Genomic DNA, 15,341 nt, shown 5'->3' on the forward strand with positions numbered 1-15,341 from the left:
ACCAAGAAAAGCGACGTAAGATCGAGCAAAACAGAGCTTAGGTTACGTGAATTTTCTTGATGACTTTATAAAAATCAAGCTAAAAAGTGACCATCAATGAATACGAACTTTCAGTTTACGAGGTACCAATTCAATCCCAGCTTGATAACGTTTTGCCGAAGCGTTGAGTGCCAACGCGAGTGCGCTGTCGGCAATCAGCTCAAACTGCTGCGGCAACGAGTTGATTTTAATCGGCAAGAAATCAAGTAAACGGTTATCACCAAATGTCGATAACTTCACACGATTCATCAAGCTTGGGTTTTCAAACAGTACATCTAAGATCCCTTCAAGCAGGGTGTAGGAAGTCGCGACGATCGCATCCGGCATGCTGTTATTGGCGATCCATCCATTCACCACTCGTTTGCCCTCTTCTCGATTAAAGTGCGCGCCATAACCGATGACACTGTGCACATTTTTCGCTCTCAGCGCTGATTCAAACCCCAACTGGCGTTCTTGCGAAATATTGAGCTCTGGTAATGCACCGACTAAGCCGACGGTTTTGATCTCCGGCGTTAATAAAGAATGCGTCAATTCAAACGCGGCATTGAAATCTTCACTGATCACACAGGCGAAAAATTCATCATCTAACGGGCGGTCAATCGCAATAACCGGAGTGCCTGAATGTTGCAACTTGAGATAAAACTCACTGGCGTGAGGAATCGCGCTGGCGACAAATAGCGCATCGATGCGGCGTGAGACCAAGGCATCCACCACCGACATTTCGGTATGCGGGTCATCGTCCGAACAGGCGATGAGAATTTGGTAACCCGCTTGACGAGAGTTCTGCTCTAACAATTTGGCAAGACGCGCGTAACTGGTGTTCTCAAGATCAGGGATGATGAGCCCAAAAGAGCGGCTATTTCCTGCTCGCAAAGCAGAAGCGGCGTGATCGGGACGGTAATTATGGGCATCCACCACGGCCATCACTTTCTGCTGGGTTTTTTCACTAATCCGGTACTTCTGCGCTTTGCCATTGATTACATAACTGGCGGTGGTTTTAGAGACTCCCGCTAACTTCGCTATCTCATCTAGTGTCATATCAACCACTCTTGTTCTGTGCGTCGGATCATAGAACTCATTTTTTGATCCTTGATGAAGTTGAATTATACGCTGAATCGATTCAGTATAAAAGCTGAAAGGATTCAGCAAAATTACAAAATGATAACTAAGGCTACATTTGACCATCACTCCGTCGATGTAAAGATGACCAAATGTGAGTGTTATTAAAAAATGAGCAGTGCGAATAAGTTGAACAGCGCCATTTTTCGTCAAAAATAGGTTTGCTGAATTTTTTTGGGAAAAAAGCTGAAACGATTCAGCTTGAATAAATCATACTAATAAACGATCACTTAGGTGAAATACATACTTCAAAGTGATAACGAATTAAGCCGTAAGGCAAAGAGGCCAAAATGCTGCAACTCAATTCCAACAATATTACTTTGGGCCAATCACCCACGAACAAGCAAGAGGCGATTCGAGCTATTGCAGCGGATCTAACCAACAAAGGGTTCGTCGAAGCAGGTTATGTCGATGGCATGCTTAATCGTGAAGCTCAGAATTCGACCTTTCTTGGTAATGGTATCGCGATCCCACACGGTACAACCGATACACGTCAACTGGTTAAGCAAACCGGTGTTGCCGTTCATCACTTCCCTAACGGCGTTGACTGGGGTAACGACGCAACCGTTTATGTCGCGATTGGTATTGCCGCGAAATCCGATGAACATTTGGGCATTCTGAAACAACTGACGCAAGTGTTGTCCGCCGATGGCGTTGAAGAGAAACTGAAACAAGCGTCCAGTGCCAATGATGTGATTGCACTCCTCAATGGCGAAGTGCAATTTGAGCCTGATTTTGATGCTTCGTTGATCCAACTGCTTTTCCCTGCCAGTGATATGGTACAGATGAGCGCCGTCGCTGGCGGTTTGCTACGCAATACCGGCTTTGCTGACAATGAATTTGTTGCCGAACTGGTCACGAAAGAGCCAACCCACCTAGGCAAGGGATTGTGGTTAATCAGCAGTGACAAAGCGGTCAAACGCACGGGCATTTCGTTTGTGTCAACCGCCAATGCGTGTGAATACAATCAACTCAACGTCAAAGCCTTGATCGCGATTGCCGCTTGTAATAATGCCCACCAAAACATTCTGGATAAGCTCACGCAGCTTGTGCTTCAGCAGCAGCAAGAAACCTTACTCAATGCGAATGCAGCCCAATTATTGGCTTTCTTCAGCAATGACAATGAGCAAGCTCCGACAAAAGATGAGAGCGCAGCAAGCAAGGTTGCGGTATTCAAAATCAAAAACGCACATGGTCTGCACGCTCGTCCAGGAGCGATGTTGGTGGCCGAAGCGAAGAAATTTGAAGCCAATATCAAAGTATCTAACTTAGATGGCGACGGAAAAACAGCCAACGCGAAAAGCCTGATGAAAGTCATTGCGCTGGGCGTAAAACATGGCCACCAGCTGCAGTTTTCAGCTGAGGGGCCAGACGCCGAGCAAGCATTAGCATCGATCGGTAAAGCGATTGCTTCTGGTCTAGGTGAAGGGTAAGGATTAAGCCATGACAAATAAAGTCGTCACTATCACGCTAAACCCAGCGCTTGATTTAACAGGTAGCTTGGATGTGCTCAATGTTGGCTCAGTGAGCCTAGTTAAACAAGGTTCACTTCACGCCGCAGGTAAAGGGGTTAATGTTGCGAAAGTACTGAGCGATCTCGGTGCAAAGGTGACTGTGACCGGATTTCTTGGCCGTGATAACCAAGCGTTGTTCTGTCAGCTATTTGATCAAATGGCCGCAATTGATGAGTTTGTTCGTGTTGATGGTGCAACCCGTATTAACGTGAAATTGGTGGAGCAATCGGGTGAAGTGAGCGACATCAATTTCCCCGGAGTTGAAGTGACGCCGCTTGCCATTGAGCAGTTCGAACGCACTCTCGAGAGATTAGCCGCTGATCACGACTATTTTGTGCTCGCTGGTAGCTTGCCACAGGGCATCTCCCCAGCATTATGTGCTTCGTGGATCGAAAAACTGCACTCCATGGGTAAAAAAGTGCTGTTTGATAGCAGCCGTGATGCTCTCAAAGCGGGCCTTGACGCTAAGCCTTGGTTGATTAAACCAAACGATGAAGAGCTTTCTCAATTTGTGGGATGTGAACTACATACTCCAGAGCAGTGCCAAGCGGCCGCCGCGCAACTGGCCGAAAAAGGCATCGAAAATATCGTGGTGTCGATGGGAGCAAATGGCGTGATGTGGTTGAACCAACATCAATGGCTGCATGCAAAACCACCACGTATGCAGGTCGTTAGCACCGTTGGCGCAGGCGATACTTTAGTCGCTGGCCTTTGCTGGGGACACATGCAGCAAATGGCAAAAACAGAACTGCTTACTTTTGCCACCGCCCTCTCTGCTTTAGCTGTTACGCAAGTCGGCGTGGGTATGTCAAACCGAAAACAACTCGAAACCCTACAACAACAAATCCAATTACAACCCGTTAGCTTAAACGCTAACTCATAAGGACAGAAGGTCGTAACTATGAAGATTGCCATTATTACCGCATGCCCCAGTGGCGTTGCAAACAGCATCATTGCTGCCGGGCTGCTTGAACAAGCGGCAAAATCGCTCAATTGGACCGCGGTGGTTGAATGCCATTCCAGCATCATTCAAGGCCATACGCTCTCTAGCAGTGAAATCGACAACGCAGATGTGGTGGTTATTGCTCGTAATACACCAATAGATACCACCCGCTTTATCGGCAAAAAAGTGTACCAAAGTGACATTTCAGCCTGCACCTCTGATCCCGTTGCTTTTTTAAACAGCGCGATAAATGCAGCGACTATCCTAACTGAGCAAGAGGCAAAAACGGTATCTGCGCCAGTCGTAACGCAAGCCGCTAAAAAAATCGTGGCGATTACCGCTTGTCCAACGGGTGTTGCACACACCTTTATGGCGGCAGAAGCGCTAGAAAACCATGCAAAACGCCTTGGCCATCAAATCAAAGTAGAGACACGTGGTTCTGTGGGCGCGAAAAACCAACTCACGGCGCAAGAGATTGCTGATGCGGATTTGGTGATCATTGCGGCCGATATCGAAGTGCCACTCGATCGTTTCAACGGCAAAAAACTGTACAAAACCAGTACAGGTCTTGCACTGAAAAAAACCGAGCAAGAGATCACCAACGCGTTTAACCAAGCGTCTATTTATATGCAATCGTCAGCGTCTAATAACAATCAAACCGAAGAGAAAAAAGGGGTGTACAAGCACCTGATGACTGGGGTATCTCACATGCTTCCTGTCGTAGTCGCAGGTGGTTTGATCATCGCACTCTCTTTTGTGTTTGGTATTGAAGCGTTTAAAGAGCAAGGCACATTGGCGGCAGCGCTGATGACCATTGGTGGCGGTTCAGCCTTTGCATTAATGATCCCTGTCATGGCGGGTTTTATTGCGTTCTCGATTGCTGACCGTCCGGGGCTTGCTCCTGGTTTGATTGGCGGGATGTTGGCAAGCTCTACCGGAGCCGGTTTTCTTGGCGGTATTGTGGCCGGTTTCATTGCAGGTTACGCCGCTAAATTCATTGCAGATAAAGTCTCCTTACCGCAATCGATGGAAGCGCTAAAACCGATCCTCATCATTCCATTTGTGGCGAGTCTCTTTACTGGCTTGGTGATGATCTACATCGTCGGTGGCCCTGTATCGAGCATCATGGCTGCAATGACTGAGTTCTTAAACAACATGGGCTCAGCCAACGCCGTACTTCTGGGTGTAATCCTAGGCGCGATGATGTGCTTTGACTTAGGCGGGCCGATTAATAAAGCAGCGTATACCTTTGGTGTTGGTCTACTGGCTTCGCAAACTTACGCACCAATGGCCGCCATTATGGCTGCGGGTATGGTGCCAGCGTTAGGTATGGGCCTTGCGACTTTCCTTGCCAGAGACAAATTTGAAGCCGGTGAACGTGAAGCGGGTAAAGCCTCTTTCGTATTGGGCTTATGCTTTATCTCTGAAGGAGCGATTCCATTTGCAGCGAAAGATCCAATGCGCGTTATCCCAGCTTGTATGGCAGGCGGCGCGTTAACCGGTGCACTGTCTATGCTGTTTGGTGCGAAATTAATGGCCCCGCACGGCGGCTTATTTGTCCTACTGATCCCAAATGCGATTACACCTGTACTGATGTACCTAATCGCAATTGCGGCCGGTACGGCGGTGACTGGCTTTGGTTACGCATTCCTTAAAAACCGCGCAAAAGCGAGCGAGAGCTCGACGGTTGCAGCGATATAGTCAGCATGCTTAGTCTTTAACTATGATGAGTGAGCAGCCGTGCTGCTCACTTTTGCACATTTTCCAAGGCTAAAATTCCTTTACACGCACCGCTGACACGCCGCATACTCACTCTCAGTTTAAGTAGCCTCGCGATAGTTATGATCCAATCATTGATGTTTGCCTTCTTGTTTAGCTTATTGAGCCTTTTCTCCTCGCTCAACCTCAATGCTACACAAAGCTTTTCGGCGAGTGAGTCTACGACAAGCCAGCATGTTCATTTTTCCAGTCATCGATTTTTTGTTGATCGTGATGCAGCGATATTAACCACAAGGCATGAAACGCCACGAGTCAGTGGGCTTCGGTTAATCTCAGATGATGACGAAAAGACGAGCGCAGAAACTACCCTACTTTTTTACACTCTCAGTACCACTGCGTTTGTCGTCATTTGTTCTCTGTATATAGGTCAATCAACTCACGTTTTTGTGCGTAAAGCACTGCAATTTTCCAACCTGTATTCACGCTTCGCCCACGCTTAACACCTTTTTCAATCGGACCAATTATTACTATTTACTGATTGAGGAAGCTTGTTATGAATACTTTTTTGTCTATTTTCTCTGCCTTATGGCATCAAGATCTGTTTGCGCTACAGCAGGTCGATCTGTCGTTACTTTACCTCTGCATTGGGTTACTTATCTTCGTTGAAAGTGCATTTATTCCAGCAGCGCCGCTGCCTTGCGATAGTGTGATTGTGCTGTGTGGTAGCCTTGCGGCCGTTGGGGTACTCAACCTGTATGCCATTATTGGCGTGCTGGTTTTTGCTGGTTGGCTGGGCAGTGCGATCGCCTTTTATCAAGGCCACCAACTTAAAGAGTGGCGATTAGTCTCAACTTGGCTCAACAAAGTCTCAGAAAAACAGTGGCGCACTACCGATAACTTGATCCAAAGGTATGGGCTACTGGCCATGTTCATGGGACGCTTTCTACCAGTGGTACGTTCTTTGCTGCCTATGGTAATAGGGCTGCGTAATGCAGTAACACCAACACGCTTCCTGCTCGTCTCACCACTGAGCGCGTTGGCGTGGATTCTGTTTTTGGTCGGCTCAGGCTTCGGCATTTCTCTTTTGCCCGATAAGCTTGCCAAAATAGCCAATCATGCGTTGATATTAGCGCCATTAATGACACTGTTGATCGCAATCTCTACGCTAATGGTGGGTTGGTTAATGCGTAAACGTTCACTGCAAAAAGCCCCTCTTATCAGCGAAGAAAGGCCGTAGAGCACCGAACTAATCTCTCAGCAGTGTGAAGCTAATGCTTCCACTGTTGAAGAAATTAGCTAGCCTCTCTGTTTTATGGCGCTAGCTGAACCGTTAGAGATATCCAATACAAGAGTGGGTAAATTACTCAAAACCTGAGTGACCCATTACATTTCTCAAAATACTTCAACCCTCCGGCGCATATTTCCACCGAAGAAGTGAGAGCTCATGGGATGGGCTCTCACATTTTATCGTTTCATTTATCGGTAAAAAATGACTTAATGACTACTGCCAACGCCACTGTTCGCCATCAATATCGGCTCTTAACAACCAGCTATTCTGATCCCATTTGAGCGAATTATTTAACTCATTTTTGAGCTCTCCATTATGCCATCGCCACTTCTGACTTGGCTTATTAGTACACCGTTGCATTGTGATATTGATGTCTTGCTGATCCAAACATAACTCTGGTGCGACTTTACTGACTAGCTGACTAGCTTGGTTTAGCTGCCATAGCTGGTTCTCACCGCCATGACATCTCCATGCATAAACTCGGGTACCAATAGCATTAGAGCTACCTTCAACATCCATACACTGTGTTTCTTTAGTCACTATCTGTCTCCAATTTTGATCAGCTTGTGAACCATCCGCTGAAGCTGAAAATAGCGCTAAAACTACCGATGTCATCGGTTGAGTATACCGAGAAGCATTAGGAGCTATTTTTTGCCAATCCGCTGGGACTGATTGAGCCATATTCCATTGACCGCGACCGTCATAATAGGATTTAGCAACCGCTTCTGGGGCTGGAGTCCACAAAAAATCAGGATGACGATTCTGATACCATTCACCACCGATAATGTCGCCTTGGCTGTCAATCTCCAAATCATAGTAGTAGGTTACGCGAGCAACACCGTCTAACTGAGGCCTATCCTTTTCCCTGTGTGTCGGACTGGTTTCAACCATATAATCAACAGCCATCTGCACTCCCACCAATGAGACCGCTTGTGATGAACGGTACGATTTAAATTTGTCTCTAGTATAATCAGATATCTTAATCATAACGTCAGAAGGGTTATTAGAAGAACGGTTGGTCTGAGGACTAAAGTACTTCAGTTGATATCCGAGAATCGGTTGGTTCCAAACTTCATAATCGTAAGTAGCGTCCATAATCATACTGCGCCCAGCGATACCGATCTGGTTGAGCACAGATAAGTGCCAAGTGCCGGGATTAGTATCCACGCATGCCGGTTCAATCACTCGCCCATTTTGATCTTTTTTAGGATCTTTGACATTACAGCGCCCACCAATAAACCGAGTTTGAAATGGCGCTTGAGACCATAACAAAGTACCTAATGCTTTGATATCTGAAGGATAGATTTTTAGCATTTCTCCATTCGCATCCGGGACCATCAGGGACTTAGTAGGACGCGGTAACATATAAGCGGCAGCAGCCCATCCATGACATAAGCCCATCCAACGCTCTACATGTCCATGAGATTCAAAGTATCCTTTACCTGAGTCCCATGATCTTTTGGTGAGTGTAAAGTTTTTATCTCCAACCAATAGATCATATTTTTCTGCTGGTGAAAGCATATGACGCTGCTCATTAGAATAACTCTCTAACGGTTTGATAGAATAAGAAAAGTCATGATATTCCTGCCAGTTTGATGCTTGAAGCTCTCGATCTGAATATCGCCAAGCAGCGGCACCAGAATAAAGCGGCCAATAACTATCAGACCAAGGTTGAATATCTAAACGTTTTGAGTCCGGCGCTGATTTATCCAATTCAACTAAATTGCGAACTAATCGATTACCCATATCAACTAAACGAGCAGGATTATCGTTATTTAAATTAGCTGCAAATCGGGATAGCATCTCACTCTCTTTTTCAATAACACTTTCACGCATTCTATCTCGAAATCGTTCTACATCTTCAGCACTAACAATTTGATAAGTATCACCTTCTTTTTCTGGTATAGCATCCATTACTTTTTGAGGAGCATTATGAAACGCGGTCATAAACGCTTCGATGCTTGAATCATTTGCTACAGCACTTAAAGGAGCAGCAATAGACAACATGGTTATTATTTTTTTCATTATAAAGATCTACGTTATGAGTTATGGGAACATCAGGTGATATTCCATCACAGAAGAGTACGCAGAGTGACGATATTGCATTCACATATCAACTGAATATTAAACTTATCATCAGAACCATGAATCAATTCAACAAAATATAGATTGGTTATTTAATGATTTATCTAGAGTGTTTTCTATCTATATTCAAACGACTTGAAGTTGCAAGTCGTCGGTAAGTAGGGAGGGTATAAATCGATGTTTAGGCTTTTTCTCTTATTGAGGTGATTTTACCCGCTTAACAGGAACAACAGAATTATCAGTCGCCCGAAAGCGAAATAACAGCAGCAGAGTCAACCCAAGGATACTCAAACTGCCACCGCTCTCCTCTTGGGGGGCAACAGTTTGAGTATCAATCAGGACACGTACCCCATTTTGAGTGGCAACATAATATTTAGGCACCTCTGCACCTGTAAGAACGCGCTGAATCCAGCTCTGATAATCATAAAGCTCCGTAAATACTGAGGTGATCGGTTGGTTAATATCACCACATAGTGAAGGCCCAAAGCTGGTTAAACCAATTTGAATGTATTGCGAGCCATTAAACCAATAGACAGGCCCACCGGAATCGCCAGAACAGGTGGAGTTTTTATAAGCACCGCTTACCGCACCATCAAAACAGATCTGCTTTGAGGTCAGTGCCGAGCCATAAAAAGCACTACAGACGGCATTACTAACAAAAGTGAGGGTCGTTTCTTGTAACTGAGTATTTGAACTCGCGACATTACCCGCCACGTAGCCATGCCCAATCGCTTGGTAATTATTGCCAGCAGGGTAATCATTATTTAACTGAGTATTGAGTAGTGCAGAATAGTCCGCCACATTGAGCGGTGTTTCGAGCTTGATAATCGCAATGTCATCACGCCAGAGTGCGCTGGACGAATTGATGTAAGTACTGGGGTAATAAAAAGCCGCCGCGCGCGATATCTGGATATTCCCGTAGGGGAAATCAGCCACATTATCCAACTGAGGCACGACCACCGTATAAAGCATGGTATCTTTTTTACCGTAGATACAATGAGCTGCAGTCAAAATAAACTGTGCATTGATGATACTCGCCCCACAAAAACTGTTACTACTAGATTGAGTGCTGTTTTGATATAAAAGGCTAGCAAAAGAAGGGTAAGTGGCACTACTGGTATCCGAACCATTCACAATGTAAGGCTGGAAATCAACCGCATAAGCATTTGCTGATAGCATCGCACTGAACAGTATCCATTTGTACATCCATCACCTCGTCACTCATCTAGAAAGATACGCGTGTATCACTTTCAAGTTTAGCGCCCTAAGTAGAACCTGCTCAAAAAAGGCAATAAAAAAGCGACCTAAACAGGTCGCTCAAGATCAATAAGGGTTCAACGTCTACGAATGAAGGGGATAAACATCAGCAGTAAAGACCACCAGCCGAATGAACCACCACTGTCAGACGCGGGGTATAAATAAGCTCGACGATCACTTTCGGTAACAACAATCTTTGGTGACTCAGTTCCTGCAACTACACTATCAATCCACGTCCTATATTTGACAACTTCGGTAAAGATGGAAGTCGGGTCAAAACTAGGATCACCGCAAGTTGTTGGCCCAAAACTTGTGATACCTACTTGAATATATATACTGCCGTTACTCCAAAATAAAGGACCACCTGAATCACCTTGGCACGTTGCATTCGCCAAGCCAGTAGTACTGCTGATTGGCGTCCCCTTCATACATAAGTTGTTCACTGTAGAGCTTTTATAAGCATTACAATCTTCATTAGGGACATAGGTGAGTGTGGTTTTTAATAGAGAGGTCGAGTTATCAACATTAGAAGCGGTATTACCATGTCCCACGGCAATAAAACTGTTGGAGACATCTCGGTAACTGTTGCTTTCTGGAAAATTCAAATAATTAGCAGAGGATACCGTTGTCAAAGGCGTTTCAAGCTTGAGAATCGCAATATCATCAAATAATGAGGTATCGTTATAAGTTGATGGATAATAGATTTCTGCTACTCGCGCTTTTTCTAATATGTTGTGTGGAAAATCTGTTTCAACTTGCAGTTGAGGTACAACTGACGTCAAAAGCTGCTTCGCAGTACTACCATAAATACAGTGTGCGGCGGTTAGTACATACTGGTTATTAATGAGTGAGCCCCCGCAAAAAAGACCATAAGTTGTATAACCTTCATAACCTGTTGTATCAGTAAATAGACTTACCATAGAAGGAAAATCGGTTACATTCGCATATATTCCATTAACTATCTGTGGCTGAGCATCAACGGCAAACGCATTACCAGAGACGGCAACTGAAGATAAAAGCACTACCCAGTTATTCATGACCTAACTCCTAGCATGTACGTGTAAATACTATTCATAATAGTATAGGTAAAAAGAATGATCTAATTATTATTATTGCCTATACATATAAATTAACCACGATAATAACGCTGAGCCACAAACGGCATTTTCTCAACCACCATAGGCAGCATTTTTCCGCGCACATCAGCAAAAATTTCTGTGCCTATCGTTGATAAATCAGCTCGGATATAGGCCATAGACACGGGCTTTCCGGCTGTCGGTCCCGCTGTACCACTGGTCACTACACCTATATGCTGGCCATCGGCGTCAAATAGCTCAGTGCCTTCACGTACTGGCGCTTTAGTTAACCCCACTAAACCTACACGTTTACGTGCAACATCTTTGCTTTCGATCTGCCCAAGAATAATGTCTGCACCCGGGAAACCACCCGCACGCTCACCTTCAGCACGACGCACTTTGCTTATCGCCCATAACAAGCTCGCTTCAACTGGCGTTGTGCTGGTATCAAGATCATGCCCGTAAAGACATAAACCGCACTCTAAACGCAGTGAATCGCGCGCGCCCAGACCAATCCATTCCACTTCTTCATAAGCGGTCAGTTTACGCGCCAATGCTTCGGCCTGTTCTGCTGGTACAGAAATTTCATAACCATCTTCACCGGTATAACCACTTCGGCTGACAATGCACTGGGCTCCATCGATGTCCATTAGCTGAATATCCATAAAGTGCATCGCCATCACTTGTGGTTGCAGGCGAGCTAACACTTCAGCGGCTTTTGGTCCTTGCAGCGCTAACAGCGCGCGATCATCAATGACTTCAAGCTCAACACCTTGTGGCAAATGTGCTTGTAAATGAGCAATATCTTGTGCTTTACAAGCCGCGTTAACCACAACAAACAGATGATCACCCAGATTAGCGACCATTAAATCATCCATAATGCCGCCTTCTCTATTTGTGAAAAAGGCGTAACGCTGCTTGCCTGCTGGTAAGTCAATAATATCGACAGGAACCAATGACTCCAATGCTTGCGCGGCATTGGCTCCATGCAAACGAAGTTGGCCCATATGCGAAACATCAAACAAACCAGCCGCCTCGCGAGTATGCAAATGCTCTTTCTTTACCCCTAATGGATACTGAACGGGCATGTCATAGCCAGCAAATGGCACCATTTTCGCTCCAACTTCGATGTGCAGCGCATGTAAAGGAGTAGTGAGTAGTGTTTGATTTGCATGTTCTTGAGTCATTTTTATCTCCATTTCAGCCGACCCAGCAGGGAATTCACCACCAAATGTTGGCTATTATGTCCAAAGAAGAGGAAACCATGTTTCCAATAGTGAACAAGAATGCGCCCGTTCGGGCGGATTAACAAGTTCAAAACAAGATGGATTGTCAAAATTAACAACCCAATCACAATTAAAAGTCGCGAGATGCTTACCATCGCCGGAGCTAAAAGTGATTAAAAGCACACTGCAGAGGGTAAAACCACCAAATAGCAAACGATTGCTGTCACTATAAGAAACTTCGCGTTTTCACACTCATTTTGCCGTAACCCACAAAATCAATGCATCCTCTTCGCTGACAGAGACCAGCATGTGCCCCATGTTAGCGTCGTAATAAACACTGTCACCTTCCGCCAATCGAACTGGTTCATAAAATTCGCTATAGAACAAAACTTCACCCGTGAGGATCAACAAAAACTCCTCACCATCGTGACGAACCCAGTCACTGTACTCTTCAAATGCACGAGCTCGCACTCGGCTTTTAAACGGCATCATTTTCTTATTAGAGAGCTGCGTGGCGAGCAATTCATGCTCGTAAGTTGGGGTGGGATGCGGCTTTCCCTGACCAATACGAGAAATATCCCTACGGCCTGTTGCCACAATTTTCTTTGGTGGTTCAAATAGTTGAGGCATATCTATCTGCAATCCATGAGCGAGTTTTTGCATCGCTTGGTAGGTTGGAGAAATCTGTTCGTTTTCGATTTTACTCAATGTAGATCGAGCTAATCCTGTCCGCTGGCTCGCCTCTTCTAGCGTAATCCCAAGCTTAGAGCGGATCTCTTTAATACGTTGCCCAAGCTTAAGCGGTTCGATCGTTTGTTCACCCGTTTCCTTGGCCAAAGTCAACGATGGGTACTCATCATAAATGTCTTCAGACATGCTTTCCCTCGATTGTTATCTTCCTGATTTCGGCCATCATTGTGGCATAAAGCCAACGCAAGGTTAAAGAGGCTGCACGTAAATAAAGCGTGCTCTTGCTTACAAAAAAAGAAACCATGTTTCCTATAGGAAATTTTTGATTGATTGTTTATAAGTCAAAGAGTATGTTACTGACTTGTTAGATAAGGAGATGCTATTCACCACTTATTGCGGTTAGAGATTTAACAATATTTAAGTGGCTTTTCACCCCGTATTGTTGGGGTTGCAATCCAGTTTAAGGATAACTGACACCCTGTTTTGTTGTCGCCTAACGGCTTAACAATAAAGCAGCCACTAAAAAGGAATGACGGAATGTTTAGCCAATCCGTCGGATTATTGGAAGGTCATCTACCATGAATGCCAACGTGAACAAAAGTTACCCCAACCACTGCCTTGAGAGCTTTTTCTCAACCAACCTTGCTGCCACTGATGATGCTGTCTTTGCGGGTATTCAAGCCGAATACGTGCGCCAAAATGAACAAATTGAGCTGATCGCTTCAGAAAACATTGTTTCAAAAGCCGTTATGCAAGCGCAAGGTACTTGTCTCACCAATAAATATGCAGAAGGCTACCCCGGCCGTCGCTATTACGGTGGTTGCGAACACGTTGATACCGTCGAAACCATTGCGATTGAACGTGCAAAATCCCTATTTCATTGTCAATACGCCAACGTGCAGCCACATTCAGGCGCACAAGCCAATGGCGCGGTGATGCTGGCTTTACTGCAACCGGGTGACACAATTTTAGGTATGTCTCTGGATGCCGGAGGCCACCTCACTCATGGCGCTCGGCCTGCCCTCTCTGGTAAGTGGTTTAATGCTATTCAATATGGTGTCGATAGCACGACCTTAGAAATCAATTATGATGATGTACGCAGCCTCGCGTTAGAGCATCAACCAAAAATGATCATTGCGGGCGGCTCTGCCATTCCTCGCGTGATTGATTTTGCCAAATTCCGAGCCATTGCTGATGAAGTGGGCGCGCTCTTAATGGTCGATATGGCGCATATTGCCGGATTAGTCGCCACTGGTGCTCACCCAAGCCCATTGCCGCATGCCCACGTTGTCACGACCACCACACATAAAACCTTGCGCGGCCCACGAGGCGGTATGGTTTTGACCAACAGCGAAGAGATCAGCAAAAAAATTAACTCGGCGGTTTTTCCTGGCCTGCAAGGTGGCCCGTTAATGCACGTAATTGCGGCCAAAGCGGTAGCACTAGGCGAAGCGCTGGGCCCTGAGTTTCATCGTTATATTGATTCGGTGATCGATAACGCAAAAGTTCTCGCCGAAGTATTGCAAACTCGCGGTTGTGACATTGTGACTGGCGGGACTGACACTCATCTCATGCTTGTTGATCTTCGCCCTAAAGGGCTGAAGGGGAATATCGCCGAACAAGCATTAGAGCGTGCAGGGATCACATGTAACAAAAATGGCATCCCATTTGATACCGAGAAGCCTATGATTACTTCGGGTATTCGTTTAGGTACGCCAGCTGGAACCAGCCGTGGTTTTGGTCGTGAAGAATTCAAACTCATCGGTGAGTGGATTGGCGATGTTCTTGATGGCCTTGTTGTGAGCCCAGAAGGAAACAGTGATGTTGAGCAACGTGTGCGCAAACAAGTTAAAGCGCTGTGCCAACGCTTCCCACTCTATCAATAACCTTTTTAAATTAAACACAAGTTCAAATTAATACGATACTTTTTTGGAGATAAAGCAATGGACAATACACTGAAGTTTGCAGATAGCCACGAGTGGGTGCGCGACAACGGTGACGGCACAGTGACCATCGGTATTTCTCAGCATGCGCAAGAGATGCTTGGTGACGTCGTGTTTGTTGACCTACCTGAAGTAGATGCAGAAATTGATGCTGGAGACAGTTTTTCTCTGGTTGAATCTGTCAAAGCCGCTTCAGACATTTACGCACCGATTACAGGTGTCATCGTTGAAATCAACGAAGAGTTAGAAGATAGCCCAGAACTCATCAACGAAGAACCGTATGAAGGTGGCTGGATTGTGAAAGTGAAGATGTCTGATGCTTCTGAACTCGACAATCTAAAAGATGCAGAAGAGTACCAAAACTCTATCGAAGAAGATTAATTAGCCCATCACGGATCAAAGCTGCCCAGCATGGGCGGCTTTTTTTTAAGGTCGCACACGA

At 45.5% G+C, this 15,341-nt stretch carries 12 protein-coding genes; 6 read left to right on the plus strand and 6 right to left on the minus strand.

Translation table 11 applies throughout. The features are described 5' to 3' along the window. Positions 1-93 precede the first annotated feature (93 nt). Positions 94-1,224 (minus strand): catabolite repressor/activator, encoded by a 1,131-nt coding sequence (cra, locus tag CCZ37_RS17815; protein WP_208613969.1) that lies wholly within the window; start codon positions 1,222-1,224, stop codon positions 94-96. Between the two features lie 224 nt (positions 1,225-1,448). Here cra and fruB point away from each other — a divergent pair, with 224 nt between their 5' ends. From fruB to CCZ37_RS17840, 4 genes are all read left to right on the plus strand, one after another. Beyond that, positions 1,449-2,591, plus strand: a complete 1,143-nt coding sequence (gene fruB, locus CCZ37_RS17820) for a fused PTS fructose transporter subunit IIA/HPr protein (protein ID WP_094501821.1) — start codon at positions 1,449-1,451, stop codon at positions 2,589-2,591. A 10-nt stretch (positions 2,592-2,601) separates the two neighbouring features. Continuing rightward, the gene (gene pfkB / locus CCZ37_RS17825) at positions 2,602-3,555 is read left to right on the plus strand and encodes a 1-phosphofructokinase (RefSeq protein WP_094501822.1); all 954 of its coding nucleotides are present in this window, start codon (positions 2,602-2,604) and stop codon (positions 3,553-3,555) included. A gap of 18 nt (positions 3,556-3,573) precedes the next feature. Further along, positions 3,574-5,316 carry a PTS fructose transporter subunit IIBC gene (gene fruA / locus CCZ37_RS17830; RefSeq protein WP_094501824.1) on the plus strand — a complete coding sequence of 581 codons (1,743 nt, stop codon included), beginning with the start codon at positions 3,574-3,576 and terminating at the stop codon, positions 5,314-5,316. A gap of 571 nt (positions 5,317-5,887) precedes the next feature. Beyond that, positions 5,888-6,571: a DedA family protein gene (locus CCZ37_RS17840; RefSeq protein ID WP_010320318.1), complete on the plus strand. Its 684-nt coding sequence runs from the start codon at positions 5,888-5,890 to the stop codon at positions 6,569-6,571. 264 nt (positions 6,572-6,835) lie between these two features. On the opposite strand, the gene CCZ37_RS17845 is transcribed toward CCZ37_RS17840, so the two are convergent. The 5 genes from CCZ37_RS17845 to CCZ37_RS17865 all read right to left on the minus strand — a co-directional run bounded on the left by CCZ37_RS17845 (position 6,836) and on the right by CCZ37_RS17865 (position 13,142). Next, positions 6,836-8,647, minus strand: coding sequence for a ricin-type beta-trefoil lectin domain protein (locus tag CCZ37_RS17845; RefSeq protein WP_094501826.1), 1,812 nt, complete (start codon positions 8,645-8,647; stop codon positions 6,836-6,838). A 255-nt stretch (positions 8,648-8,902) separates the two neighbouring features. Then, entirely contained in the window at positions 8,903-9,913 is a 1,011-nt protein-coding gene (locus CCZ37_RS17850) for a S1 family peptidase (RefSeq protein WP_094501828.1), read from the minus strand. Positions 9,914-10,041: 128 nt separating this feature from the next. Continuing rightward, positions 10,042-11,001 carry a trypsin-like serine protease gene (locus CCZ37_RS17855; protein WP_094501830.1) on the minus strand — a complete coding sequence of 320 codons (960 nt, stop codon included), beginning with the start codon at positions 10,999-11,001 and terminating at the stop codon, positions 10,042-10,044. Between the two features lie 92 nt (positions 11,002-11,093). Then, positions 11,094-12,227 (minus strand): glycine cleavage system aminomethyltransferase GcvT, encoded by a 1,134-nt coding sequence (gcvT, locus tag CCZ37_RS17860; RefSeq protein ID WP_208613950.1) that lies wholly within the window; start codon positions 12,225-12,227, stop codon positions 11,094-11,096. 291 nt (positions 12,228-12,518) lie between these two features. Beyond that, positions 12,519-13,142: a helix-turn-helix domain-containing protein gene (locus CCZ37_RS17865; RefSeq protein WP_010320321.1), complete on the minus strand. Its 624-nt coding sequence runs from the start codon at positions 13,140-13,142 to the stop codon at positions 12,519-12,521. Between the two features lie 392 nt (positions 13,143-13,534). On the opposite strand from CCZ37_RS17865, the gene CCZ37_RS17870 reads away from it, so the two are divergent. Beyond that, complete coding sequence (locus CCZ37_RS17870; RefSeq protein WP_017043957.1) at positions 13,535-14,842, plus strand: serine hydroxymethyltransferase; 1,308 nt, start codon at positions 13,535-13,537, stop codon at positions 14,840-14,842. Positions 14,843-14,899: 57 nt separating this feature from the next. Further along, positions 14,900-15,280, plus strand: coding sequence for a glycine cleavage system protein GcvH (gene gcvH, locus CCZ37_RS17875; RefSeq protein ID WP_094501834.1), 381 nt, complete (start codon positions 14,900-14,902; stop codon positions 15,278-15,280). Positions 15,281-15,341: the final 61 nt, after the last annotated feature.

The sequence above is a fragment of the Vibrio qinghaiensis genome, from assembly GCF_002257545.1.
GTDB classification, from domain to species: domain Bacteria; phylum Pseudomonadota; class Gammaproteobacteria; order Enterobacterales; family Vibrionaceae; genus Vibrio; species Vibrio ordalii.

Coding starts and splice junctions, on each gene's coding strand:
- CCZ37_RS17855 (WP_094501830.1), bottom strand. CDS start 11,001: ATGAATAACTGGGTAGTGCTTTTATCTTCAGTTGCCGTCTCTGGTAAT.
- gcvH (WP_094501834.1), top strand. CDS start 14,900: ATGGACAATACACTGAAGTTTGCAGATAGCCACGAGTGGGTGCGCGAC.
- CCZ37_RS17840 (WP_010320318.1), top strand. CDS start 5,888: ATGAATACTTTTTTGTCTATTTTCTCTGCCTTATGGCATCAAGATCTG.
- pfkB (WP_094501822.1), top strand. CDS start 2,602: ATGACAAATAAAGTCGTCACTATCACGCTAAACCCAGCGCTTGATTTA.
- CCZ37_RS17845 (WP_094501826.1), bottom strand. CDS start 8,647: ATGAAAAAAATAATAACCATGTTGTCTATTGCTGCTCCTTTAAGTGCT.
- cra (WP_208613969.1), bottom strand. CDS start 1,224: ATGGTCAAATGTAGCCTTAGTTATCATTTTGTAATTTTGCTGAATCCT.
- CCZ37_RS17850 (WP_094501828.1), bottom strand. CDS start 9,913: ATGTACAAATGGATACTGTTCAGTGCGATGCTATCAGCAAATGCTTAT.
- CCZ37_RS17865 (WP_010320321.1), bottom strand. CDS start 13,142: ATGTCTGAAGACATTTATGATGAGTACCCATCGTTGACTTTGGCCAAG.
- CCZ37_RS17870 (WP_017043957.1), top strand. CDS start 13,535: ATGAATGCCAACGTGAACAAAAGTTACCCCAACCACTGCCTTGAGAGC.
- fruB (WP_094501821.1), top strand. CDS start 1,449: ATGCTGCAACTCAATTCCAACAATATTACTTTGGGCCAATCACCCACG.
- gcvT (WP_208613950.1), bottom strand. CDS start 12,227: ATGACTCAAGAACATGCAAATCAAACACTACTCACTACTCCTTTACAT.
- fruA (WP_094501824.1), top strand. CDS start 3,574: ATGAAGATTGCCATTATTACCGCATGCCCCAGTGGCGTTGCAAACAGC.